General features: G+C 70.8%; 15 protein-coding genes. 8 read left to right on the top strand and 7 right to left on the bottom strand.

Features of this window, described 5'->3' with window-relative positions; translation table 11 throughout:
• Window positions 1-130: 130 nt before the first annotated feature.
• Together ABTV10_RS21575 and ABTV10_RS21570 are read right to left on the bottom strand one after the other, a co-directional pair.
• The gene (locus tag ABTV10_RS21575) at window positions 131-1384 is read right to left on the bottom strand and encodes a pyridoxal phosphate-dependent aminotransferase (RefSeq protein WP_499030249.1); all 1254 of its coding nucleotides are present in this window, start codon (window positions 1382-1384) and stop codon (window positions 131-133) included.
• Between the two features lie 171 nt (window positions 1385-1555).
• Window positions 1556-1966 carry a TIGR03668 family PPOX class F420-dependent oxidoreductase gene (locus ABTV10_RS21570; protein ID WP_499030247.1) on the bottom strand — a complete coding sequence of 137 codons (411 nt, stop codon included), beginning with the start codon at window positions 1964-1966 and terminating at the stop codon, window positions 1556-1558.
• A 48-nt stretch (window positions 1967-2014) separates the two neighbouring features.
• Between ABTV10_RS21570 and ABTV10_RS21565 the strand changes: the two genes are divergently transcribed.
• From ABTV10_RS21565 to ABTV10_RS21550, 4 genes are all read left to right on the top strand, one after another.
• Window positions 2015-3964 carry a S9 family peptidase gene (locus ABTV10_RS21565; RefSeq protein ID WP_499030245.1) on the top strand — a complete coding sequence of 650 codons (1950 nt, stop codon included), beginning with the start codon at window positions 2015-2017 and terminating at the stop codon, window positions 3962-3964.
• Window positions 3965-4006: 42 nt separating this feature from the next.
• Window positions 4007-4447, top strand: a complete 441-nt coding sequence (locus ABTV10_RS21560; RefSeq protein WP_499030242.1) for a MerR family transcriptional regulator — start codon at window positions 4007-4009, stop codon at window positions 4445-4447.
• 1 nt (window position 4448) lies between these two features.
• A complete protein-coding gene (locus ABTV10_RS21555) occupies window positions 4449-5480 on the top strand; it encodes an aldo/keto reductase (RefSeq protein ID WP_499030239.1) in 1032 nt (343 codons plus the stop codon).
• 141 nt (window positions 5481-5621) lie between these two features.
• Window positions 5622-5885, top strand: coding sequence for a DUF1876 domain-containing protein (locus ABTV10_RS21550; RefSeq protein ID WP_433607380.1), 264 nt, complete (start codon window positions 5622-5624; stop codon window positions 5883-5885).
• A 119-nt stretch (window positions 5886-6004) separates the two neighbouring features.
• Here the strand turns inward: ABTV10_RS21550 and ABTV10_RS21545 are convergent, their stop codons facing one another.
• Window positions 6005-8995, bottom strand: coding sequence for a heterodisulfide reductase-related iron-sulfur binding cluster (locus ABTV10_RS21545; RefSeq protein ID WP_499030237.1), 2991 nt, complete (start codon window positions 8993-8995; stop codon window positions 6005-6007).
• 479 nt (window positions 8996-9474) lie between these two features.
• Between ABTV10_RS21545 and ABTV10_RS21540 the strand changes: the two genes are divergently transcribed.
• Complete coding sequence (locus ABTV10_RS21540) at window positions 9475-9885, top strand: hypothetical protein (RefSeq protein WP_499030235.1); 411 nt, start codon at window positions 9475-9477, stop codon at window positions 9883-9885.
• Window positions 9886-9966: 81 nt separating this feature from the next.
• Here the strand turns inward: ABTV10_RS21540 and ABTV10_RS21535 are convergent, their stop codons facing one another.
• The 4 genes from ABTV10_RS21535 to ABTV10_RS21520 all read right to left on the bottom strand — a co-directional run bounded on the left by ABTV10_RS21535 (window position 9967) and on the right by ABTV10_RS21520 (window position 17229).
• Window positions 9967-11301, bottom strand: coding sequence for a S1 family peptidase (locus ABTV10_RS21535; protein WP_499030233.1), 1335 nt, complete (start codon window positions 11299-11301; stop codon window positions 9967-9969).
• 152 nt (window positions 11302-11453) lie between these two features.
• A complete protein-coding gene (locus ABTV10_RS21530) occupies window positions 11454-12836 on the bottom strand; it encodes a S1 family peptidase (protein ID WP_499030231.1) in 1383 nt (460 codons plus the stop codon).
• Window positions 12837-12918: 82 nt separating this feature from the next.
• Window positions 12919-15453 (bottom strand): LuxR C-terminal-related transcriptional regulator, encoded by a 2535-nt coding sequence (locus ABTV10_RS21525; protein WP_499030229.1) that lies wholly within the window; start codon window positions 15451-15453, stop codon window positions 12919-12921.
• Window positions 15454-15456: 3 nt separating this feature from the next.
• The gene (locus tag ABTV10_RS21520) at window positions 15457-17229 is read right to left on the bottom strand and encodes an Hsp70 family protein (protein ID WP_499030227.1); all 1773 of its coding nucleotides are present in this window, start codon (window positions 17227-17229) and stop codon (window positions 15457-15459) included.
• A 295-nt stretch (window positions 17230-17524) separates the two neighbouring features.
• Here ABTV10_RS21520 and ABTV10_RS21515 point away from each other — a divergent pair, with 295 nt between their 5' ends.
• From ABTV10_RS21515 to ABTV10_RS21505, 3 genes are all read left to right on the top strand, one after another.
• Window positions 17525-20098 carry an IniB N-terminal domain-containing protein gene (locus tag ABTV10_RS21515; protein WP_499030225.1) on the top strand — a complete coding sequence of 858 codons (2574 nt, stop codon included), beginning with the start codon at window positions 17525-17527 and terminating at the stop codon, window positions 20096-20098.
• A 148-nt stretch (window positions 20099-20246) separates the two neighbouring features.
• Entirely contained in the window at window positions 20247-22067 is a 1821-nt protein-coding gene (locus ABTV10_RS21510) for a dynamin family protein (RefSeq protein WP_499030223.1), read from the top strand.
• Entirely contained in the window at window positions 22064-23614 is a 1551-nt protein-coding gene (locus ABTV10_RS21505) for a dynamin family protein (RefSeq protein WP_499030221.1), read from the top strand. The genes ABTV10_RS21510 and ABTV10_RS21505 overlap by 4 nt, the downstream gene beginning before the upstream one ends.
• The last annotated feature ends 14 nt before the right edge of the window (window positions 23615-23628 follow it).

Genomic DNA, 23628 nt, shown 5'->3' with positions numbered 1-23628 from the left:
GGGGAGGGGCAGGACGAGGCGCTTACAGCACACAATGGTGCCAAACGGTGAATCTACCCATATCGGAGCGATCATGCTGGATTGGGGTCGATTCCGTGTCGCGCCTCGGCCGTGACGGCGGCGGCCGTCGTTACTGCTTGTAGCTCGACAGGAAGTTACCGAATCGCTCGATCGCGACCGCCAGATCACGCGCCCATGGCAGCGTCACGATGCGCAGGTGATCGTGGTCGGGCCAGTTGAAACCGGTGCCCTGGACCATGAGGATCTTCTCCTGCAGCAACAGGTCCTGCACCAGCTTCTCGTCGTCGTGGATCTCGTAGACGTTCGGATCCAGGCGGGGGAAGGCGTACAGCGCGCCGCGCGGCTTGACACACGAGACACCCGGAATCATGTTGAGCCGTTCCCACGCGACGTCACGCTGCTCGAGCAGGCGGCCGCCGGGCAGGACCAGATCGTCGATGCTCTGGTGTCCGCCGAGCGCCACCTGGATGGCGTGCTGGCCGGGGACGTTCGGGCAGAGGCGGGTGGACGCGAGCAGATCGAGTCCCTCGAGGAAGCCGGCCGCGTGATCCTTCGGTCCGGTGATGGCGACCCACCCGGAGCGGTAGCCGGCGACCCGGTACGCCTTCGACAGGCCGTTGAACGTGAGGCACAGCAGGTCGGGCGCGAGCGAGGCCAGCGAGATGTGCTTGGCGTCGTCGTAGAGGATCTTGTCGTAGATCTCGTCCGCGAGCAGCAGCAGGTGGTGCCTGCGGGCCAGGTCGACGAGCTGCGTGAGCACCTCGGCCGAGTACACGGCGCCCGTCGGGTTGTTCGGGTTGATGACCAGCAGCGCCTTGGTCTTGTCGGTGATCTTGGACTCGATGTCCGCGATGTCCGGGTTCCAGTCGTTCTGCTCGTCGCACAGGTAGTGCACCGGGGTGCCGCCCGACAGGCTCGTCATCGCCGTCCACAGCGGGTAGTCCGGCGCCGGGATGAGCACCTCGTCACCGTCGTCGAGCAGCGCCTGCATCGTCATCGTGATGAGCTCGGAGACGCCGTTGCCGAGGTAGATGTCGTCGACGTCGAGTTCGGGGAACCCGGGCACCAGTTCGTACCGGGTGACGATCGCGCGGCGCGCGGACAGGATGCCCTTGGACTCCGAATAGCCCTGCGCGTAGGGCAGAGCCGCGATCATGTCGCGCATGATCACGTCGGGCGCCTCGAACCCGAACGGGGCGGGGTTGCCGATGTTGAGCTTGAGGATCCGATGGCCCTCGGCCTCCAGGCGCGCCGCGTGCGCGTGCACCGGCCCCCGGATCTCGTACAGCACGTTCTGCAGTTTGGTGGACTGCTCGAGAGCGCGCTGCGGCCGATGATGGCGGACGGAATCTGGAGTGCTCACGCAACCATGATTCCACTCGGGCGCAAACGGAAATCGGCCGCCTTCGGGCGCGGGCCCCGGACAGGGCGCGGCCAGGTAGGCATCGGTCCAGGTAAGGCGCCGATTCGCGGGCGCCCCGGTGGGTCGTCGGCGCCGTGCCGCCGGAGGCGGATGTGACGCACGTCGCGCGGGTCAGGCGGCCGACCACCATCGACACCGGAGGTCGCGCACGGCGACCACCGGACCGGACGGACGCATCGCCCGGTACTGCGGATACTTCGCGACCAGCGCATCCACGGCGACTCTGCCCTCGTCGTCCTCCGGGGAGATCACCTGCGCCGACCCGTCCACCCGCACCCACCACAGTTGCGCCCAGTCGTCGTCGTAGTGGTCGACCAGCAGGCTCACGCGGCCCGTCGCGGCGATGTTCGCGAGACGTCGCAGACGCCGGGTGGTCTTGGGCTTGTCGTCGACGGCGGTGTAGATCGTGTCGTCGACGACCGCGAACACCACCGGCACCAGGTGCGGATCGCCGTCCGACGACACCGTCGCCATCCGCGCGACGGCGGCGTCGGCGAAGCGCTGCGGCACCTGCGCGGACATGGGGAAACACTACGTCGACGACCGGTGTCCGTGGCTAGGGTGTGCTGCATGACGAACGTTGCTCCGACCGTCGCGCCCCACGGGTCGTGGATCTCGCCGATCACCGCCACCCACCTCGCCGCGAGTGGGCACCCGGTGGAGGGTGCGCGGTTCGTCGACGGTCGGGTGTGGTGGTCCGAGCAGCGGCCCACCGAGGGCGGGCGGACGGCGATCCGGTGCCTCGGCCGCGGCGGCGAGCCCGTCGACGTGCTGCCGCTGCCGTGGAACGCGCGCACCCGCGTACAGGAGTACGGCGGCGGAGCATGGACCGTCGCCGACGACGCGGTGCTGGTGTTCGCGGAGTTCAGCGACCAGCGGTTGTACCGGTTCGACGCGTCGGTCGACATCGCACCCGTCCCGCTCACGCCGATCCCGTTGACGGCGGCCGCGATTCGCTACGCCGACCTCGTCGTCCTGGGACGGGACATGTGGTGCGTCCGCGAGCGTCACGCGGGTGGCGAGGTGGTCCGGGACATCTGCGTGGTCCCGCTCGACGGTTCGGGCGCCGACGACCCTTCCGCGATCCGCTCGGTGGTCGGCGGTTCCGACTTCCTGGCCTACCCGCGGCTCTCGCCGGACGGTGCCCGGGTCGCATGGATTGCGTGGAACCATCCGCAGATGCCGTGGGACGGAACCGAACTGCGGGTTCTCGACCTCCGGACGGGTGTCGTCGAGACGGTGCTCGGCGGCCCCGACGAGTCGGTGCTCCAACCCGATTGGATCGACGCGTCGACGCTGCACGTGATCACCGACCGCAGTGGCTGGTGGAATCTCCATCGTGTCTCGGTGGATGGCGGTCTCGTGCAACCGATCTGCCCGCTCAGCGCCGATTTCGGCGCGCCGCTGTGGCAGCTCGGGGCCGGCTGGTACGCGGCCCTCGGGGACGGCACGCTGCTGACCACGCGAACCGTCGGAACCGACACCCTGGCGGTCCTCGATCCGGGCACCGGCACGCTGCGGGACGTCGACCTCGCAGGCATCTCGTCGGTGCAGATCTGCGATGTGGACGACCGCCGGGTCCTGTTGCGCTGCGGCGGTGCTCGGGTTGCGTCCGGGCTGCGCATGCTCGACCTCGACACCGGAGCGCTCGCCGACGTGCGGCTGGCGGTCGACGACCTGCCCGACGTCGCGTACCTCCCCGAGGCGCGGGCCCTCACCTTCGACGGGCCGGAGCGCGAGGTGCACGCGATCGTCTATCCGCCCCGCAGTCCCGACTACCGTGCCCCCGACGGCGAACTGCCGCCGTACGTCGCGTTCGTGCACGGCGGCCCGACCGCGCACGTCGCACCCGCGGTGAACCTCGTGTACGCGTACTTCACGAGCCGCGGCATCGGCGTCGTCGACGTCAACTACGGCGGCTCGAGCGGATACGGTCGCGAGTACCGCAACCGGCTGCGCGGGCAGTGGGGCGTCGTGGACGTCGAGGACACCGTCGCCGCCGTGCGCGGACTCGCCGACGCCGGTCTCGCCGACCCCGATCGTCTTGCCATCGAGGGTGGTTCGGCCGGTGGCTGGACCGTGCTGTCGGCACTGACGACGTCGGACGTGTTCGCGTGCGGTGTCTCGTACTACGGCGTGGCCGAGCTGGTCGAGTTCGTCAAGGAGACACACGATTTCGAGTCCCGGTACATCGACGGATTGATCGGTCCGCTGCCCGAGGCTGCCGACCTGTACGCGCGGCGGGCACCGGTGAACAACGTCGACGGCCTGTCCTGCCCGGTGCTGCTGCTCCAGGGTCTGTCGGATCCGATCGTCCCGCCGTCGCAGGCGGAACGGTTCCGCGCCGCACTCGTGCAGAAACGGATCCCGCACGCCTACCTCGCCTACCAGGGCGAGGCCCACGGATTCCGCCGCGTCGAGACGATCGTCAGCGCCCGCGAGGCCGAACTGTCGTTCTACGGGCAGGTCCTGGGATTCGAGACGCCCGGCGTCCCGCAGCTGGAGCTGTCGCAGCCGTAACAGTTGCGCTGGAGTGCACTCCAGCGCCTACCGTCGGGACCCATGACGGCAAGGCTGGGAATCGCAGAGGTGTCCGTGACGACGGGCCTGACGCAGGACACGCTTCGCTGGTACGAGCGGGAGGGGCTCATCCCCCGCGTCGAGCGCGGCAGTGACGGGCGCCGAATCTACGACGACGCGTCGGTACGCATGATCGAACTCATCGTCCGGCTGCGCCGCACCGGGATGCCCGTCGCCGAGATCCGATCCTTCCTCGCGATGTACGAGGAGGGGGCCGCCAGCCACGGGCGGCGGATGACGCTGCTGCGCGAGCACCGCCAACGGGTGCTCGGTCAACTGGACCGACTCCGTCAGGACCTCGGCGCGCTCGACGCCAAGATCGAGCACTACCGCGACCTCGTCGAACGCGGACTCGATTGCGAGAACCGGCCGATCGGCGACGAGACGACCCGGCTGCGGCAACAGCAGACAGAGGAGAACTGACATGACGGTACCGACCATCGAACTCGGACACGGACTGCGCGTGAGCCGCATCGGCCTGGGCGGCATGGCCCTGAGCGACGTCTACGGACCCACCGACCACGAGGAGGCGGTGCGGACCCTGAACCATGCGATCGATGTGGGCGTCACGTTCATCGACACCGCCGACGTCTACGGCACACCGCGGCCGGGCACCCGCGGGCCCGCCGGCACCAACGAGGAACTCGTCGCGCAGGTGCTGCGCACCCGCCGCGGCGAGGTGCAGCTGGCCACCAAGTTCGGCATCACCGGCGTGATCGGCGACGATCGCGGCGGCACGCCGACCCGCGGCGACCGGGACTACGTCCGGTCGGCCTGCGAGGCGTCGCTGCGGCGGCTGGGGACCGACGTGATCGACCTCTACTACATGCACCGGCGAGAGATCGGCCGTCCGATCGAGGAGACCGTCGCGGCCATGGCCGAGTTGGTGCGCGCGGGCAAGGTGCGGCACCTCGGACTGTCGGAGGTGACCGGCGACGAGCTCAGGGCGGCAGCCGCGGTGCATCCGATCACTGCCGTCCAGAGCGAGTGGAGCCTCTGGTCGCGTGACGTCGAACGGCACGTCGTGCCCGCCGCGGTCGAGGTCGGGGCAGGATTCGTCCCGTACTCCCCGCTCGGGCGGGGGTTCCTGACCGGGACGCTCACCCGGGAGACGGTGTCGGGCTCGATCCTGCAGGGCCAGCACCGGTTCGACCAGCACTTCGACGCGAACCAGGTCGTGGTGGAATGCGTCCGGTCGGTGGCCGCGGAGGTGGCGGCCACCCCCGCGCAGGTGGCCCTCGCCTGGCTGCTCGCGCAGGGCGCGCGCCTGGGCGTGCCGGTCGCGCCGATTCCGGGAACCCGGCGCAGCACGCGAGTGGACGAGAACGCGGCGGCGGCGTCGCTGCAGCTGTCGGAACCTCAGCTCGAGCGGCTCGACGGCGTCGCCGACCTGGTCACCGGCGGGCGCAACCTGACCTTCAACGGCCCCGAATGGATCTCCTCCGGACGGGAGTGAGGGGCACGACGGCGGTGGGGCAGTCGTCGAGCCGGACGAGGGCTGCATGGCCCTACCGGATCGCGTCCGGAGACGGTTGACTTGCTCGTGTACGCCCGGCGAGTGTGCTTCGCCGGGAAGGGACGCGAGAGGAACTCGGACATGGACACGGAACAGTGGAGCGTGGACATCACCATCGACGAGCACGAGAGTCGGACTCGCTCGACCGCGCGCCTGCACACCAAGGAGACGACGCTGGTCGGCGTCGGACTGGCCCGACGCAACCCCGTGGACCGGAACGTTCCGATGATCGGTGACGAGCTTGCGACGGCGCGCGCCCTGGCAGATCTGGCGCATCAGCTGATCGACGCGACGGTCGGTGACATCGAGGGCGTCACCCACACCCCTGCACATCTGAGCGAGTAGGCGCCGGTGGCTCACCGAGCCGGGGACCCCGCCCGGGCGCTCACCTGTGCGCGGGAGCCGGACACCCCGCAACACGACAGCGCCCCCACCGCGGACGGTGGGGGCGCTGTCGTGTGTTCCTACTTCTTGCGGCCCGGTGCCTTGGCGCCGGCCTTGAAGCCCAGCGCGCCGGGCTTGGCCTGCGGCGGTGCCGGGGTCGACACTTCCTGCTGGGGCGCAGCAGGCGCCGGGGCCTCGGCCGGTGCGGCCTCGGCCTGCGGCTCGGCCGGCTTTTCGACCTCGGGTGCCGGGTCGGCAGGTGCCGGAGCGGCGGCAGCAGGGGCGGCCTTGCGTGCGCCCGGTGCCTTCGCGCCGGCCTTGAAGCCCAGGCCGCCGGCCTTGGGCTGCGGTGCCGGCTTGGCCTCGGCGGCGGGTGCGGCCGGAGCCGCCGGTGCCTCAGCAGCAGCTGCCGCCGGAGCTTCCGCCGCCGGTGCGGCCGGTGCGGCAGCCTTGGCGCCGGGAGCCTTCGCTCCGCCCTTCATCTGCAGGCCCTTGCCACCGGGCGCCTTCGCTCCACCCTTCATGGCGAGTCCGCCCGGCTTCGCCGCCGGTGCCTCGGCGGCGGGAGCGGCCGGTGCCTCGGCGGCCGGAGCCGCCTCAGCCTTGGCGCCCGGTGCCTTGGCGGCGCCCTTCATCTGCAGGCCCTTGCCGCCCGGCGCCTTTGCACCGGGTGCCTTGGCCAGCCCCTTCATCTGAAGACCCTTACCGGCGGGTGCCGTCTGGGCGGCCGGGGTGGCGGCGGCCTCCTCGACCTCCTGGACGCGCTCTGCCTCCTTGACCTCGGCGACGGCCTCGGCCGCGGCCGGTGCAGCGGCGACGGCGACCTTCTCGCGCGGCTCGACCTTCAGGTTCGCGGTCAGCTGCGCGGGATCGAGACGCGTGACGGTGTCGAGCATCATCTGCGCGACATCGACGACCTCGACGCCCTCGCCCTGGCCCTGCTCCTGACGAGCGGTGACGCCGTCGGTAAGCATGACGCGGCAGAACGGGCAGCCCGTCGCGATCTTCTTCGGCGAGGTCGTGAGGGCCTCGTCGACGCGATCGATGTTGATGCGCTTGCCGAGCTGCTCCTCCATCCACATGCGGGCACCACCGGCACCACAGCACATGGACCGCTCGCCGTGACGCGGCATCTCGTTGAGCTTGGCGCCCGACGCCTCCATGAGTTCACGCGGAGCGTCGTACACCTTGTTGTGACGGCCCAGGTAGCACGGGTCGTGGTAGGTGACGTCCTCCTCGAGCTTGGCCACCGGGACCAGCTTCTTGGCGCGCACGAGGCGGTTGAGCAGCTGAGTGTGGTGGACCACCTCGTAGACGCCGCCCACCTGGGGGTACTCGTTGCCGAGGGCGTTGAAGCAGTGCGCACACGTGACGACGATCTTGCGCTTGTTGTCCGGGGTGCCGTCGAACACCGTGTTCAGCAGCTCGATGTTCTGCATCGCCAGCTGCTGGAACAGGAACTCGTTGCCCGCGCGGCGAGCCGAGTCGCCGGTGCAGGTCTCCTCGGCGCCGAGGACCATGAACTTCACGCCGGCGGTCGCGAGCAGCTCGGCGACGGCCTTGGTGGTCTTCTTCGCGCGGTCCTCGTAGGCGCCGGCACAGCCGACCCAGAACAGGTACTCGTAGTCCTCGAAGGAGTCCGCATCCTGGCCGTAGACCGGGATGTCGAAGTCCATCTCGTTGATCCAGTTGAGCCGGTCCTTGGAGTTCTGGCCCCAGGGGTTGCCCTTGTTCTCGAGGTTCTTGAACAGACCCGCGAGCTCGGACGGGAACTCCGACTCGATGAGCACCTGGTAGCGGCGCATGTCGATGATGTGGTCGACGTGCTCGATGTCGACGGGGCACTGCTCGACACACGCGCCACACGTGGTGCACGACCACAGCGTCTCGGGGTCGATGATGCCGCCCAGCTCACCCTCGATGGACTCGCCGACGAGCGGACGCTCGGCCTCGGCGCGCGCGGCCTCCGGGATGGAAGCGAGCTTGTTCTCGAGAACGTTGCCCTCAGCGTCGACCAGGCCGACCTCGTCGCCGCCCATGTCCTTGCGGCCACCGGCCAACAGGTACGGCGCCTTGGCGTAGCCGTGGTCGCGCAGCGACATGATGAGCAGCTTCGGCGACAGCGGCTTGCCGGTGTTCCACGCGGGGCACTGCGACTGGCACCGGCCACACTCGGTACACGTGGTGAAGTCCAGCCAGCCCTTCCACGAGAAGTCCTCGATCCGGCCGGCACCGAGGGTGTCGGTGTCGGGGTCGACGTTCTCCATGTCGAGGGCGCGGCCCTTCGACATCATCGGCTTGGCGGCACCGAGGGCGACGCCGCCGTCGTCCTCACGCTTGAAGTAGATGTTCGGGAATGCCGAGAAGCGGTGCCACGCGACACCCCACGTGATGTTGCGGCCGACCACGTACAGCCAGATCATGCCGGACATCAGCTTGACGAACGCGAAGATCGAGACCATCACGGCGCTGGCCGGCAGCAGTTTGGCGACCTGCATGGTGAAGAAGTCGGTCCACGGGTTGGAGTGACCGGTCATCGCGATGCGGCCGGCCTTCACCATGATCATGCCGAGGCCCTCGACGAGGACGACGATCTCGACGAAGTACGCGGGGCCGAACTTGGAGCCGCCGAAGCGGGACAGCCGCTCGGGGATGCGCGGGTGGTTGAGCTGACGGATGACGATCAGCGTCAGGATGCCGACGACGGTGCCGATGCCCAGGATCTCGTCCCACAGGTGCCAGACCCACGTGTTACCGAACAGCGGCCAGTGGAACTCCGGGTTGAACGTCTGGCCGTAGGCCTCGAACCACAGCAGGAAACCGCCGAGGAAGCCGATCATGACGAGCCAGTGCGCCCAGCCCACGGTGCGGAACTTCTGCATCCGGGTGTGCGCGATGAACTCGACGATCATCTGCTTGAAGCGCGGGAAGAACGGGCGCCAGCGGTCGGGCGCGGACTGCCCGATCTGCACGGTCTTCGCCATCCGCCAGGCCCCACTGAGGAATGAGGCCCAACAGACAAGGCTCAGCAGTGCGCCGACGGTGCCCAACGTAATCGTCAGGGCATTCATGTCGAAGCCTTTCGTTTCGGGGCAGCACACGTGCCGCCTGTGGGTCAGCCCACAGATCCTAACCGCTCCTAAGTTACCGGCCGGTAACTTGGTAGTTCTACTAACCGGTAACATAGCGCGCAGCGCGGTTTCCTGCATCTTCGACTCTCGGATGCGAGGCGGTGGGCGTCGCGAGAGGCTCCGGCGAGGGGGTTGCGAGGAGGGCTGAACCTCGCGAGTCGGGTCGTATTCAGTTAACGGTATGCGGTGCCCGTGTGACTGCCGTCGCGTAGGTAGACCTAACTCCGCCCCGGCCGACGGGATGCATTCATTACTTGGACATTTGTCCATTAATCGCCCGAAATGCAATTGATGATGATTTCGAGTTCGGCTGGGTTATGCTTCGCCGCGAATCGGAGCTATTTTCGAGATCGTTCGCGCAGGTGAGGAGCCCTCGGAGCTTCGGATCATTCGGACAACATTCGGTCGGGGGGCCACGCGTGGCAGTCACAGAACGGAATGACAGCCTTATGAAGCTCAAGAAATTCGCCGTGACGTCGGCGCTCGTTATCGCAGCAGTGGGTGTCGCGGCCGGCACGGCGTCTGCAGCTCCGGCTCCGGGGTCCGTTGGTGCCCCGGTCGCAGCCGTACCACTCGACTTCAGTCCCGAAACCCTGGCCAAGCTCGCCGACGGTGTCGACGATGCGGTGACGATCGGCACGTTGATCGGCACCATCGCTGGCGCGATCATCGGCTGTGTTGCGGGCGGTTCCACGGGGCCGGGGTTGGCTGCGACATGTCCGGCCGGCATTGCCACGGGCGCCGGGATCGGGGGCGTGCTCGGCACGATCGTCGCAGGCGGTGCCGTGCTGACGAACAACGGTTCCCAGATGATGAACGCGCCTGCGTAGGCCGTCGCATCGGATCGACGAGAACGGGCCCAGCTTCCGGAAGGAAGCTGGGCCCGTTCTCGTGTGGGCCGTCGACGGGGTCTACGACGTCCGGAGCGCCAGTCCGGGGTTCTGCCGCAGGATCGTGTTGATCGGGGTGGCGAACAGTTCCGGGGCGCTGCCCGTGACGGATCCGACGAAGTTCGCAACCTCGCACATGCCGAGGTCGCCGACGTTGGATGCACTCGAGATGCCGAGGGCGAGCGTGCCGGTGACGATGGTGCCGCCGCTGTCGCCCTGCAGCGCGCACAGGTTGGTGGCGAAGCCGTCGGCGAGCACGCGCTGGCCGACGGGAACGGTTTGGCCGACGGCGGTCACGACACCGCAGTTGAAGCCCGACGTGTTGCCGGCCTTGCAGACGGGCGCGCCGACGACGGGGTCGGCGGTGCCGGTGATCCCGAGCGGTGCGGCGCCCGGCACCCGGATGCCGTTGTTCGCGAAGCGCGGCGCGGACTCGGGCGTGGGCCGGATGATCGAGTAGTCGTACCCGTCGAGGCTGGTCTTCTCGAAGGTGCCGATCATCGGCCCGGACAGCTCACCCACCATGGAGTACGCCTTGGAGGCGTTCTCGGTGCCGGCGAAGGTCCGGTTGGGGTCGCAGTGGCCCGCGCTGATATTGACCGGTGCGCCGTTGCCGTCGGTCGCGTTGAACCCGAGCGAGCAGCGTAGGCCGATGCCTCCGCCGACCGCGGCGTACGGGTCGCCACCGAGGAAGGCGTCGGCCGCGTAGTACGCGGACTCGGGGCCCTGGGCGACGGGCTGCAGCGGTGCGAGGGCGGGGCCGAGCACGAGGCGGGCCGCTCCCTGGAGGAACGGCGGCAGCAGCTCGAGCAGGTCGCCGGCGGCGTCGTCGGCCCGCAGGACCACGTTGTTGGTGGTGATGTCGATGGCGACCCCACGCACGAGCTTCCCGATCTCCGGCGGCAGGGTGCCGATCCAGTCGGTCAGCGCGGTGCGGGCGGACTCGAGCTGGCTCTGGCTCCGCTCGACGTCCTTGCTCGTGAACCCGGCCTGCTCGACGGCTGCCCGGGCGGCCTCGCGGTCGTTCCCGGCCAGCCCGACGATCGGCGTCCCGGACGGGTCGATCCACGCGCCCGCGAACGCGTCGGGGAACTGGACGCGTGCGATCTCCGCGAACTCCGCCAGCTTCTGGCCCAGTGCCGACCGTTCCAGGTACTGGTCCGGAGAGAGCTGCAGATCCCGCTGCAACGCGTCGACGAGCTCGATCGGCAGATGCGCCGCCTGGTCGGAGACACCCGACTCGGATACCGCGGGCGATTCGGCGGGTTCGGCCTGTGCGACGGCGGTCACGGGGCCGAGGAGCAGGAGCGCGGTCGAGCCGAATACCGCGGCACGACGTGCGAGCGAGCTTCGCATGAGGGCCTTTCTATTGTCCGCCCTGCGCCCATGGACCCCGAGGCGCGCAGAGAGGAGCACCCGGCATCGCGGGTGCTCCGAGTCGCGTTCGACTATATGGGTTCGGTACCCCGATGCCCACCCGTTCTGCGTAATTCCGCGTGAACGATCGGTCAGGCGCCGGCGGTGCCGGTGCGCACGGAGAGACCGGCACCGAGACCGCCTCCCGAGGACGCGTCGGCGGCGCCCAGGATGTTGCGGATCGGAATGCCCAGGTTGGAGGTTCCGCCGTCGAATGCGAGGACCACGTTGGCCTCGGCGCAGCTGGGCGCGTCGCTGCTGTTGGATCCGCTGGTGATGCCGAGGGCCAGCGTGCCGGTGACGATCGCACCTCCGCTGTCGCCCGCGAGAGTGCATGCGGTCCCGGCGAATCCGCGAACCGTGTGACTGGCGCCGTCGAACGTCACGAGCTGGGCCTCGACGCGGTCGGCGGACACGACACCGCACGTGAACGACGACGTCTGCCCGGACTTGCAGATCGGGGCTCCGACGACGGGGACGGCGGTGCCGGTCACGGTGAGGGTGCTGCCGCCGGCGCCACGGATCACGGGGCGGTCGAGTCCGACACGCAGGCCCGCATCGTTGATGCGGATCAGCGAGTAGTCGATGGTGTCGTCGCCGCCGATCTCCGAGCGTGCGAACCGGCCCACCTCGAGGCTGTCGCCGAGGTTGGCGCGGTTCGGCAGGTACACGCCCGCGTTCGCGCCGGGCGCGGGATCGCAGTGACCCGCACTGATGTTGACGGCGGTGCCGTTCCGGTCGACGCCGTTGAACCCGAAGGAGCAGACACCGACCTCGCTGCGGGGCGTGCCGGCCAGCGGCTGGGCCGACGTCACGTAGGTGTCGCCGCCCATCGGCGTCCCTTCCACGGGGGCCGGTCCGAGGTTCGAGAGCTGGACCTTGACGTTTGCGAGCAGGGTGGGCAGGTCGAGGGCGCGTCCGGCGGGGCTGTTCGCGATGTCGACGACGATCTGGTTGTTCAGGACGTCGATCGATGCGGACCCGACCTGCGACGCGATCTCGCGCGGCAGGTCCGACACCCAGCGGTTGAAGTCGGCGACGGACTGCTCGAGGCCCTCGAGGGAGACCGGTGCCATGTGGGTGCGGTATCCGTCGCGGGACGCGACCTGTGCCGCCTCCGTCGTCGTCACGGCGACGACGGGGTGACCGTCGAGACCCATCCACGCGCCGGCGAACTCCTCGGGACGTTCGGTCCTGAACTCCGCCGCGTACGAGCCGAGTTCCTGTGCGCGCGCGGCACGGTCCAGGTACTCCTGCGGGCTGATCTGCAGGTCCCGGGTGATCGCCTCGACCAGTTCGCCGGGCAGCTCGTCGGCCGAGAGCTGGGTGACGCCCGCTTCGGGCGCCGGGGCGGTCGGCTCGGCGTGCGCGGACGCGGTCAACGGTGCGGCGAGCAGGAGCGCCGACGATCCGACGACAGCGGCGCGGCGGGCGAACGACTGCACTGCGGCGCGCGGCGCCAGCGAGGTACGCATGGAGTTCCTTCGGTGTCTTCGGGATCGGCCACCAACAATAGGCCACGGTACCGACTCCGGCTCGGGGAATTTCGCCCGAAGTTCACGAGGCGGACGATTCGGTGCTTCCGTAGCCGAGCGCCCGCAGCATCGACAACAGCTCCGACCGGGAGTTGGCGCCTAGCCGCCGCCGGATCCGCGCCACGTGATGCTCGACGGTCTTGGGTGCGATGTAGAGGCGGGCGCCGATCTCGCGGTGGGTGAGCCCGAGGAGCAGCAGCCCGGCCACGTCGGCTTCGCGCTCGGTGAGGGTTCCTCCGCTCGGATCGGGTGCGGCGGATTCGCCGCCGGTGGGTTGCGGCACCGTTGTGTCGCGCAGCGACCGGGCGACCTGGAGAAGCGTCGTGGCTCCACGCGTGTCCGAGACGCGAAGCGCGGCTTCGCCGGCCAGCCGCGCGCCGTCCCACGGAAGGCCGATGCGCTCGAGTTCCCGTGCCGCGGACTCCACCTCCGACGCGTCCGCCTCCTCCCGGAGCACTCGCAACCAGACGCGTCCGGCGGCGGCCAGCCCGGCGGAGTACGCGCTCACCGCCGCGGCGGCGGCGAGCGCCCGGGCGTGTGGCAGCAGCTGCGCCGGGTTCTCGCCGAGGATCGCCGCCTGCACGCCGTACCAGTGCAACGACGCACCCCACAACGCCGGTTCGCCGAGCCGGGCCAGCAGGTCCTGCGCCTGCGCGACCAGGTGCGCGATCCGCGGGGCGTCGCCGACGCGCACCGCGGCCAGCCAGAGCTCCCCGAGCGGCAGCAGGCTGAACAGGTCCACCGAGTATCCGGCGACCACGGGTTGGGCGGCGGCCCACTCGCGTTGCAGCGCACCGACGTCGCCGTTACGCCGGGCCAGCCCCACCCGCAGCCCGTGGATGAACAGGGCTTCGCGGGCGTGCAGGGGACTGTCGGTGGGGAGGGTGTCGATGATCGCCGCCGTGGCGGTGAGGTCGCCGCCGATCATCGCGGTCCACGCCGACAGCACGAGGTGCCGGGTGCGGGCGATGCTCGACGGCGGATCGGACTCGAGGGCTCGGCGGAGCATCGAATCCGCGTGCGCGAGTTCGCCGGAGTGCAGACAGAGCAGTGCGGTGACCGCGGTGGCGCTGTCCGGTAGCAGGCGGACGTGCGCACTGGTGCTCAGCAGCGACATCGCGCGGGTGAGCGAGTTCATCGCGAGCGCACCGGAATCAGCGATCGACTGGGTGAGCCCCTCGGCCAGCAGTGCGACACCCGCCGCACCCGATGTCGGGGGGCCCTGTCGACCCGCCGCGAGGAATCCGGCGGCTGTGTCGGGCCGTCCGGCGGCGAGCAGGACGGTGGCGGCGATCGCGGCGTCCGCGCCGATGCGTTGGGGGCCGAGCCACTCGTACAGGTCGGCGCTGCGTTCGATCGCTCCCCGACATGCCGCGATGCAGGCCGAGATACGCACGGCGGACGCCAATTCCACGGATTCGAGGGCGGCGGCGCGGTCGAGTATCGAGTCGGTGAGCGCTTCGGCGGTGTCGAGGTCGCCGGCGAGCGCGCTCGCCTCGGACCGCCGTAGGGCGACGCAGTCGGCGTCGGCGCCGGCCCGTACCGCCGCGGCCAGGAGTTCGGCCGCGCGTACCGGGTTCTCCGATTCCGCGCACGTGCAGAGGAACCGGGCGAGCCGCGGATCCTCGAGCCCGGCATCGGCGAGCGCCAGCGCGGTCTGCGCGTCGAGTGTCCCGGCGTCGAGTCGGGCGGTGAGCACGCCCACCTGGAGTTCTCGCAGTCGCGTGACGCCGATCGCGGCGCCCACCAGTGGCCGCACCGCCGGCGCCGCGGTGTTCGCGCGCGGGACGAAGGCGCTCGCGCGGACCCGGTCGGTGAGGTCGCGCCCGGCCTCCGGGGTGAGCCCCAGGACGGTCGCCAGGTCGGTCGAGTCCATCCCGAACCCGTATGCGCACAACGACAGTGCCGCGAGCATGTCCGTGTCGAGGTGACGCAGTGTGTCGTGCAGATGCGATGCCACTGCGGCGTGGATCGCGCTCTCGTCGCTGTTCGAGGCCGCCGCGGCGTCGAGGCCGGCGTCGATGGACGCGAGCACGCCTGCGGTCGATTCGTGGAGCGTCCGAACGACGCCCGGCGTCAGCGCGATTCCGCGCCGACGTGCACGTTCGCCGACCTCGGTCGGGGTCAGGGGACGGAGATCGATCACCGGCCCGCGGGCCTGCATGCCCGCGACGAGGTCGCACAACGGTGTGCGGTGCGGTCGAGGTTCGGTGGCCACCACCACGGTGCGGTTCCCGCGCTGCACCAGTCGGTACAGGGCGGCGAGTTCGGCGTCGGCCAGGGCGTGCGCGCCGTCGAGGATCAGCGGACCGGAGTCGAGGAGCGCGGCGTCGACGGTGGCATGCACCCGACCTTCTCTCGTGCTCAACATGTTTCGTGCAGAGGTGAGCAGCAGCGATTTTCCGCTGCCGGAGTTGCCGCGTACCAGCACACAACCGTCGGCGCGTGAGGTGAGCGCCTCGACGAGCTCGCGGACGCCGGGCACGCCCGCAAGAGCGGGGTCCGGTGGTGAGTCGTCGAACGGTGCCGCCGACGCGCCTGTTCCTACGGTCCGCATCGACTACTTCCCGATCAGCAGTCCGGTCACCGGGTCGACCACCGCCCCGACGATGTTGCCGACGCCGGTCCCGATACCGGTGACCGCGGCACCGAGGCCGGCACCCACTCCAGTGGCGGCGTTGCCGATGCCCTCGCCGACATCCGCCGCGGAGGGACCGGGCGGCAACGGGTTCGGCGCGCCGGCGGCGGGGGCGGGCGGGGTGTACGCGGGCGGTGCGACCACGCCGCCGGGCGCCTCGGCTCCCGGGCCGGGCGCGGCTGGGGCCGTGGGGGCGCTCTCCGGGGTGACCGGCGCGGCGCCGGGTACGCCGGGCGCCGCACCCTGCGCGGTGGTGACGCGTCCGGAGCCGGCGGTCCGGACGAGTCCGCCGTCCACCGCCGTGGCCGTGCCGCCGCGTCCGACGGTGACCGTCTCCGCGGTCCCGACCGGTGCCGCCCCGCCATTCACCGAGCCGGCCGTCGTCGCATCGGTGGAAGGCGCCGGGGTGGTACCGGTGACGGATGGACTCGTCTGTGCCGGTTCGTTCCTCGACGCCGTTCCGATGGAGAGCCCGCCCGCCGTGAGCACGCCGATCGCGGCCGCGGCGGACACGACGATCGCGATTCGGCGGCGGGTCGTGGACTCGCTCCGTGGTGAGCGCATCCGCGACGGGAAGCTGGGTACGACGGGTGCGACGGCGGTGGTGCCGTCGTCGGTGTGCTCGTATTCCGGGAAGACGGTCGTGGCGGCGGTGGACGCCGGTTCGTCGACGGCCAGGTGGGCCGCCCCCGACGCGGCGGTGAGCGCCGGATCCGGTGCGGCCACCACCGTGAGGCCGAGTTCCGACGAGACGAGCTCGGCCACCAGAGGGATCGCCCCGCCGCCGCCCGCCAGCAGCACGCACCCGGCGTCGGACATCTCGATCTCGGCCGAACGCAACGCTTCTCGGACCAGTTCGAGCGAGTTCACGAGTCCCGGCCGGATCAGGTCCTCGAGTTCGGACCGGACGAGGCGCACGTCCGCGGCGTACCCGGGCAGGGCGACCGGGATGACGGTCTCGGTCTCGGTGGACAGCGACTCCTTGGCCGCCGCGCAGTTCCGGCGCAGGTCCGCGAGCGCGGTCGTCGTGGCGGTGTCGAAGGGATCGAGATCGCCGGTTCTGTCCGAGACGGTGTCGAGCACGTACCGGGTGACCAGGTGGTCGAAGTGCGCACCACCGAAGTCCTCGGAACGGATCGGCTTGCCGATGATCGACGGTTCGCCGCCGGTGCGGACCACGGTGACGTCGAGCCCGGAGGCGCCGAGGTCGTAGACGACCGCGACGCCGTCGCCCTGCAGGTCCCGAGACGATGCGAGCCAGCGCACGCACGCGACGGCCTCGGGCACGACCCGCGGCGTCGAGATCCCGGCACGAGTCAGTGCAGCTTCGAGGGCGTGGACGGTGTAGGCGTTCCATGCGGTCGGGTGGGTGACGACAACGGTGCCGGTGCTCGGTGCGGCGTCACGCAATCCGGCCGCGACGGTGGCGAACAGGTCCTCGCCGAGGTGGACGCGACCGGCGTCGTCGAGCAGGCCCACCGGATCCCCGACGCGTTCGACGAACCCCGCGAGGGGTGTGCCGACGGGGTCGGTGGACGCGTCGGGGAACGCGACGGATCCGTCGGGCGAAACGTACAGAACCGACGGGCGGGAAGTGGTGACGAATGCCGGCTCGTCGGTCGCCGATCCGGCCTCCGTCACGACCGCGGTGCGCGAATTGGCGGTTCCGACAGCAATTCCGAGCCCTGCGGTCATGCCCTTCTCCCGTCCGTTCTGGGGCGGGTTTGCGTGACCGCCGGTGGTATGGCGATTGTCGGTGTGTCGCCGTCGTGCGTTACGGGAACGGACGACGAGCGGTGCGGGTTTGGGGGCGATCCCCCTAATCGGGCCCGTTCCCCTATAGGGGAGGGCGAGAATCCCCCTGTCGGTTTTCGGGGGGATCCGCCCCGTTACCGCCGACGCCCCGGATTCGTAGCGTGGAAACCAATCTCGCCGCAGTGTCCCGGTCGGATCTTGCGGCAGCAGCCTCCAGACTGTCAGGAGCGTTCCCATGGCCAGCAACGCAGTTCTCGACTTCATCCTCCGGCTCCTCCGCGACGAGGACGCGGCCGCCGCGTACTGTGCGAACCCGCAGGCCGCGCTCGGTGCGGCCGGGCTGGGCGACGTCTGCCACGCCGACATCGTCGCGGTGGCACCGATGGTCGCCGAGTCCGGGTTGTTCGGATCCGCCGCGGGCGATCTGGGCGCGATCCTGGCGGCCGGCACCGGAGCGGCGGGATCGGTCGGCGCCGCCGGCGGTTTGGGCGGTGGCCTGGGGCTCGGTGGCGGTGTGGGCCTCGGGGGCAGCGCCGGCCTCGGTGCCGGTGCGGGCCTGGGGCTGGGCGCCGCCATAGGCGGCGGGCTCGGCGGCGGCTTCGACTTCGGTGGCGGTCTGGACGTCGGTGCGGATCTGGCGGCCGCTCTGGGAGCCGCCCTCGCGACCGGTGGTGCGATCGGCGCGCAGCTCGGCGCGGCCATCGGCGGCGCGATCGAGGCCGCGGTCGGACTCGGCGGCGGCCTCGATCTCGGCAGCCTGACCGACATCGGTGGCTCGCTCGATCTCGGTGGGGCGCTCGCCGCGGCGCTCGGCGGCGCGCTGGACGTCGACGGCTCCTTCGTCACCGACCTCGGTGCCGCGCTGAACGCCGCGTTCGCGGGCGTGAGCAGCCTCGACCTGGATGGACTGCTGTCGGTGGACGGCGGATTGACTGCTGCTCTGGAGAGCGCGTTCGGCATCGGCGGTGAGCTGGGAGCCGAGCTCGGCGCCGCGCTGGGTGCGCTCTTCGGTGCGGCGATCGAAGCCGGCGCCGGGCTCGATGGGGGGCTCGGCGCCGGCCTCGAGGGGCTGCTCGCGTCGGCCGGCTCGCTCGGTGCGGCGCTCGGCGGTGGTCTCGGGATCGGCACGGACCTCACCGCGGCACTGAGCGGCGCGCTCGAGTCCGCACTGTCGCTCGGCGGCAGCCTCGGGGGTGGACTGGACGCCGACATCCTCGGCCAGATCGGCACGAGCCTCAGCGGCCTGCTCGAATCGGCGCTGTCGATCGGTGGATCCGTCGGCGCCGATCTCGGTGCCGCGCTGGGGGGAGCCCTCGAACTCGGCGGTGCCTTGGACATCGCGAACCTGCTCGAGATCGACACCGCGCTGGATCTGGGGGCGTCGCTCGGCAGCCTGATCGGTGGCTCGCTCGGCGTCGACGGGGCGCTCACCGCACAGCTCGGTGCTGCGCTGGGGGCCGCGCTCGAGGGCGTGCACAGTCTCGATCTGGGTGGCCTGCTGCAGGCCGGTGGTGGTGTGACCGCGGCCCTGGAGAGCGCGTTCGGAATCGGCGGCGACCTGGGCGGCGCGTTGGGCGCCGCGTTCGGTGGCGTGCTCGACGGCGCCGTCGAGGCGGCCGGTGGACTGGGCGGCTCGCTCGAGGCGGTCCTCGCGGGTGCGCTGGGGGCGGGCGGTGACCTGTCGGCCGCGCTCACCGGTGCCCTCGAATCGGCGCTGGCCGTCGGCGGCAGCGTCGGCACGGATCTGGCCGGCAACGTCGATGCCGATCTGACGGCAGCGCTCAGCGGCGCCCTCGGGTCCGCTCTCGCGGCGGGGGGCTCGATCGGAGCCGAGCTGGGCGCGGCTCTCGGCGGGGCGCTGTCCGGCGGGCTCGGCGGCGGGCTGGACCTGGGCAGCATCGCCGGCGGCGATCTGGGCACCGTGGTCAGCGGCGCGCTCGGTGGTGCGCTCGACGTGGACGGCGCGCTCACCGCCGCGTTCGGCGCGGCCATCGACAACGCCCTCGCGCTCGCCGGCAGCGTCGAGGCGAGCGCCGACGCGAACCTCGGCGGGCTGCTCGAATCCGCGTTCGGTGTCGGTGGCTCGGCCGGAGTGGACCTCGGTACGGCCCTCGGCGGTGTCCTCGGTGGCGGCCTCGCATCGGACGGCTCGCTCGACCTCGGTGGCCTGCTCGCCGGTGACGGCGGATTCGGCGCCGAGCTCGGCGGTGCGCTCGGCGGTGTGCTGGGGGCGGGCAGCTCGGCCGGCGGTGACCTCGGTGCGGCGCTCGACGCGGCGCTCGGCGCCGGCGGCGGACTCGGTTCGGCGGGCGATCTCGGTGGTCAGCTGGGCGGCGGTCTCGGCTCGACCGGGGATCTCGGTGGTCAGCTCGGCGCAGACCTGACCGGTGCGCTCGGCGGCGTGGTCGATGCCGCGACGGCCGCCGCGGGCAGCCTGCAGACCGGTGCCGGATCGTCCGGATCGGTCGACGCAGGCGTGGGCGGGGAGCTCGGCGGCGGCTTCGGATCCAGCGGCAACATCGACGGCGGGCTCGGCGCCGGCGTCGCGGGAGCCGGCGACATCGCGGCCGACCTCACGAGCGGCCTGACCTCGGCGTGGCAGGGCGCGGTCGATGCGACCGCCGACCTCACCGGTGGGCTGACGGGCGGAAACGCCTGGTCGTCGATCGACGGCGACGCGTTCGGTTCCGCGCATTCGGATGCGGGTCTGTTCGCCGACGGCATCGCCGATGCCCTGGGGCAGGCGGGTTCGTCGATTCTCGATCCGGCCCCCACCCAGCCGGATCTCGGACACGACCTGCTGCCGTGACGACCCGGTCGAGCTTGTAACGAACGGGGCCCCGGGCGCGCTAATGCGAGCGGGGCCCCGATTCGTATCCAGCGGAGCGGCGGATCAGTCGGCGCGCGTAGGTGGATACGGGCGCAGGTCGGAACAGAGAAGCGGGGCAGCGGGACTCATGAACGACGCGATGACGGATCTGCTCGATCGAACGACGACGATCGCCACCTCGGCGGGCCGCGGCGATCTTTTGGAGCGGCTGGCCCTGGTCCGCACCCGGACGGTCGATCCCCGGTTCCGCGTCGTCGTGGTCGGCCAGCTCAAACAGGGCAAGAGCCAGTTCGTCAATTCCCTGCTCAACCTGGCGGTGTGCTCGGTCGGCGACGACGAGACCACCGCCGTTCCCACCGTGGTGCAGAACTCGGAGCGAGCCTTCGCGGAGCTGGTTCTCGCCGAGCCCGGTGGCGAGCCGCTCAGGGTGGACCTGCCGCTCGACGAACTCGATGCGGTGACGCCGAAGACGCCGCGTGCCGAGGGGCGCGAGGTAGTGCGGATCGAGGTCAACGTGCCGAGCGCCCTGCTCGCGGACGGTCTCGTGTTCGTCGACACGCCGGGTGTGGGCGGGCACGGAAATCCGCATGCGGCAGCCACTCTCGCCGTGCTCGCGGCCGCGGACGCGGTGTTGGTCGTGTCGGACGCCAGCCAGGAGTTCACCGAACCGGAACTCGCGTTCCTCCGGCAGGCGACGCTGTTGTGCCCCGCGGCAGGGTGTCTGATCACCAAGACCGACCTCTATCCGCACTGGCGGCAGATCGTCGACGCCGACCGAGAGCACTTGCATCGAGCCGGACTCGACGTTCCGCTGCTGCCGATCTCGTCGGTCCTGCGGTCGCACGCCCTGCGCCTCGACGACCGGGCACTGCACGAGGAATCCGGATTCGACGCGCTGTACGACTTCCTGCGCACCCGGGTGATCGAGTACGCGCGCGGCGGCCTCCGGCGGACGGTGTCGCTCGACGTCCACTCCGTCGTCGAGCATCTCCAGCTGGCGCTCGCCAGTGAGCTTGCCGCGCTGCGCGATCCGGAGAAGGGCGCGGCCGCGGTGGCCGAATTGCAGCGGGCCAAAGCGGTCACCGAAGAACTGCAGAAGAAGACCGCGCGCTGGCAGCAGACGCTGGCCGACGGCATCGCCGACCTGGCCTCCGACATCGATCACGATCTGCGTGACCGGCTGCGGCAGGTGACCCGGGAGGCCGAACACGCCGTCGACGAGGGCGATCCCGGCAAGGAGTGGGCCGAGCTGGGGGAGTGGCTCGAGCAGCAGATCGCGCAGTCGGTGGGCGACAACTTCGTGTGGGCGCACGACCGTGCGCTGTGGCTCGCCGAGGTGGTGGCCGAGCACTTCGCGGACGCCGGCTCGGTGGAGTTGCCGCAGCTCGACGTCGCCGACTTGGACGGCGTCCTCGAACCGGTCGCGGAGTTGGCCGATCTCGAGTCCGGCCGGATCGGCATCACACAGAAGGTGCTGGTCGGCATGCGCGGATCGTACGGCGGCGTGCTGATGTTCGGTCTGGTCACCACCCTGATGGGCATGGCGCTCGTCAACCCCATCTCGGTAGGTGCAGGGGTCCTGCTGGGCACCAAGGCATACCGCGACGACCGCGACGCGCGGGTCGTCAAGCGTCGGGCCGACGCCAAGGTCGCCATCCGACGCTTCACCGACGACGTCAGCTTCCAGGTCGGCAAGGAATCGAAGGACCGGCTCCGGCTGATCCAACGTCTGCTGCGCGATCACTTCACGACCATCGCCGAGCAGACGCTGCGGTCGCTCGCCGATTCGCTGCGGGCGGCGCAGGAGGCGGCCACGGTCGAGTCGACCGAACGGGCGCGCCGCGCCGCCGACGTGGAGCGGCAGCTGAATGCCCTCGCCGAGCTGAAGGAGCAGGCCGCGCAGCTTTTCCCGGTGGAGGCCGCCGCGAGCGAGGGAGCACCCGCATGACGGCATCACTCGATCGCGCCCGGGCGCTGATCGCCGCCGCGCGCGATGCCTATACGGGAAATGCTGCGGCACGAGCGCAACTCGCGGAGTGCGCGGCCCGGCTCGAGCAGCCACTCCGTGTAGCCCTGGCCGGCTCGCTCAAGGCCGGCAAGTCGACGCTGCTCAACGCGTTCGTGGGACAGGACATCGCGCCCACGGACGCGACCGAGTGCACCCGTGTCGTCACGTGGTACCGCAGCGGTTCCACCCCCACAGTCACCGCGCGGTACGACGGCGAGCGGTCGGCGAACGTCGCGGTGCAGCGCCGCGCCGGGCGTCTGACGTTCGACCTCGGCGACCTCACCGCGGACCGGGTCGACCGGTTGGACGTCGAGTGGCCCGCGAGTGCGCTCGCGCAGACGACCATCATCGACACCCCCGGCACGTCGTCGCTGTCGAAGGACGTCTCGGCGCGCACGTTCGAGATGCTGACGCCCGAGAACGCGGTGTCCGGTGCCGACGCGGTGGTGTACCTGCTGCGCAGCCTCGGCGCGTCGGACGTCCAGTTCCTCGGCCGCATCGGTGCGCATGTGGGCGGCGAGTCGGGGCCGCTCGGGGTGATCGGGGTGGTCTCCCGGGCCGACGAGGTCGGTGCCGGCCGGGCCGACGCGATGATGTCCGCGAAGGACATGGCCGCACGGTTCGCGTCGGAACTCGAGCTCACCGGGCTGTGCCAGGCCGTCGTGCCCGTCGCCGGTTTGCTGGCGTTGGGGGCGCGGACGTTGCGGCAGAGCGAGTTCGCGGCGTTCGAGGCGCTCGCCACGGTGTCGGCGGAGGATCTGCAGCTGGCCATGCTGTCGGCCGACCGCTTCGCGCGCGAGGACGTCTCGTTGCCGGTGGACGCCGCGACGCGCCGGCAGCTGGTGGAACGCTTCGGGCTCTTCGGGATTCGGCTCGCGGTCATGCTGATCCGTCTGGGCGTTCAGGATTCACCCACTCTCGCATCGGAGTTGGTGGCGCGCAGCGGGCTCGATGAGCTGCGTCAGGTGATCGACGTCCAGTTCGGGCAGCGTGCGGACCAGCTCAAGACCCACTCGGCGCTGGTCGCGCTCGAACGTGTCCTCGAGGCGCATCCCGGGTCGGAGACGCCGCGATTGCTGGGCGAGGTCCGGAGGCTGCTGGCCGACGTGCACGGGTTCCAGGAGTTGCGGATGCTGGGCCGGCTGCGTGGCACCGAGACCAGCCTGTCTCCCGGCGACCTGGCCGAATTGCAGAGGCTCATGGGCGGATTCGGGATCGGTATCGCCCAGCGGCTCGGACTGACGCCGGACTCGTCGGTCGAGGAGGGTCGGGCCGTGGCGTTGGGTGCGGTGCGGAAGTGGCGCGAACGCGCCGCGCATCCGCTGGTCGACCAGTTCACCGCGCGGGCCTGCCGGGTCGGCGCCCGCAGCGCCGAGGGTGTGCTCGCCGACCTGGGCGGCTCCGGTGGCACCGACGGGTTCGAGGGGGCCATGCGGCTGGACCTCGACACCGGGTCGGTCCGGGTGATCGTCCGGAATCGGGCATAATGCCCATCGCAACC

Source organism: Paraburkholderia sp. RHO2 (genome assembly GCF_050955445.1).
Lineage (GTDB): Bacteria > Actinomycetota > Actinomycetes > Mycobacteriales > Mycobacteriaceae > Prescottella > Prescottella agglutinans_A.
The sequence above is the reverse complement of the archived record's forward strand: the minus strand, read 5'-3'. Positions and strand labels throughout refer to the sequence as shown.

Excerpts from the sequence above, each read along its gene's own strand:
- ABTV10_RS21560 (WP_499030242.1), top strand. The coding sequence starts at position 4,007 with ATGACGGCAAGGCTGGGAATCGCAGAGGTGTCCGTGACGACGGGCCTG.
- ABTV10_RS21545 (WP_499030237.1), bottom strand. The coding sequence starts at position 8,995 with ATGAATGCCCTGACGATTACGTTGGGCACCGTCGGCGCACTGCTGAGC.
- ABTV10_RS21520 (WP_499030227.1), bottom strand. The coding sequence starts at position 17,229 with ATGACCGCAGGGCTCGGAATTGCTGTCGGAACCGCCAATTCGCGCACC.
- ABTV10_RS21515 (WP_499030225.1), top strand. The coding sequence starts at position 17,525 with ATGGCCAGCAACGCAGTTCTCGACTTCATCCTCCGGCTCCTCCGCGAC.
- ABTV10_RS21510 (WP_499030223.1), top strand. The coding sequence starts at position 20,247 with ATGAACGACGCGATGACGGATCTGCTCGATCGAACGACGACGATCGCC.
- ABTV10_RS21505 (WP_499030221.1), top strand. The coding sequence starts at position 22,064 with ATGACGGCATCACTCGATCGCGCCCGGGCGCTGATCGCCGCCGCGCGC.
- ABTV10_RS21550 (WP_433607380.1), top strand. The coding sequence starts at position 5,622 with ATGGACACGGAACAGTGGAGCGTGGACATCACCATCGACGAGCACGAG.
- ABTV10_RS21535 (WP_499030233.1), bottom strand. The coding sequence starts at position 11,301 with ATGCGAAGCTCGCTCGCACGTCGTGCCGCGGTATTCGGCTCGACCGCG.
- ABTV10_RS21530 (WP_499030231.1), bottom strand. The coding sequence starts at position 12,836 with ATGCGTACCTCGCTGGCGCCGCGCGCCGCAGTGCAGTCGTTCGCCCGC.
- ABTV10_RS21555 (WP_499030239.1), top strand. The coding sequence starts at position 4,449 with ATGACGGTACCGACCATCGAACTCGGACACGGACTGCGCGTGAGCCGC.
- ABTV10_RS21525 (WP_499030229.1), bottom strand. The coding sequence starts at position 15,453 with ATGCGGACCGTAGGAACAGGCGCGTCGGCGGCACCGTTCGACGACTCA.
- ABTV10_RS21565 (WP_499030245.1), top strand. The coding sequence starts at position 2,015 with ATGACGAACGTTGCTCCGACCGTCGCGCCCCACGGGTCGTGGATCTCG.
- ABTV10_RS21570 (WP_499030247.1), bottom strand. The coding sequence starts at position 1,966 with ATGTCCGCGCAGGTGCCGCAGCGCTTCGCCGACGCCGCCGTCGCGCGG.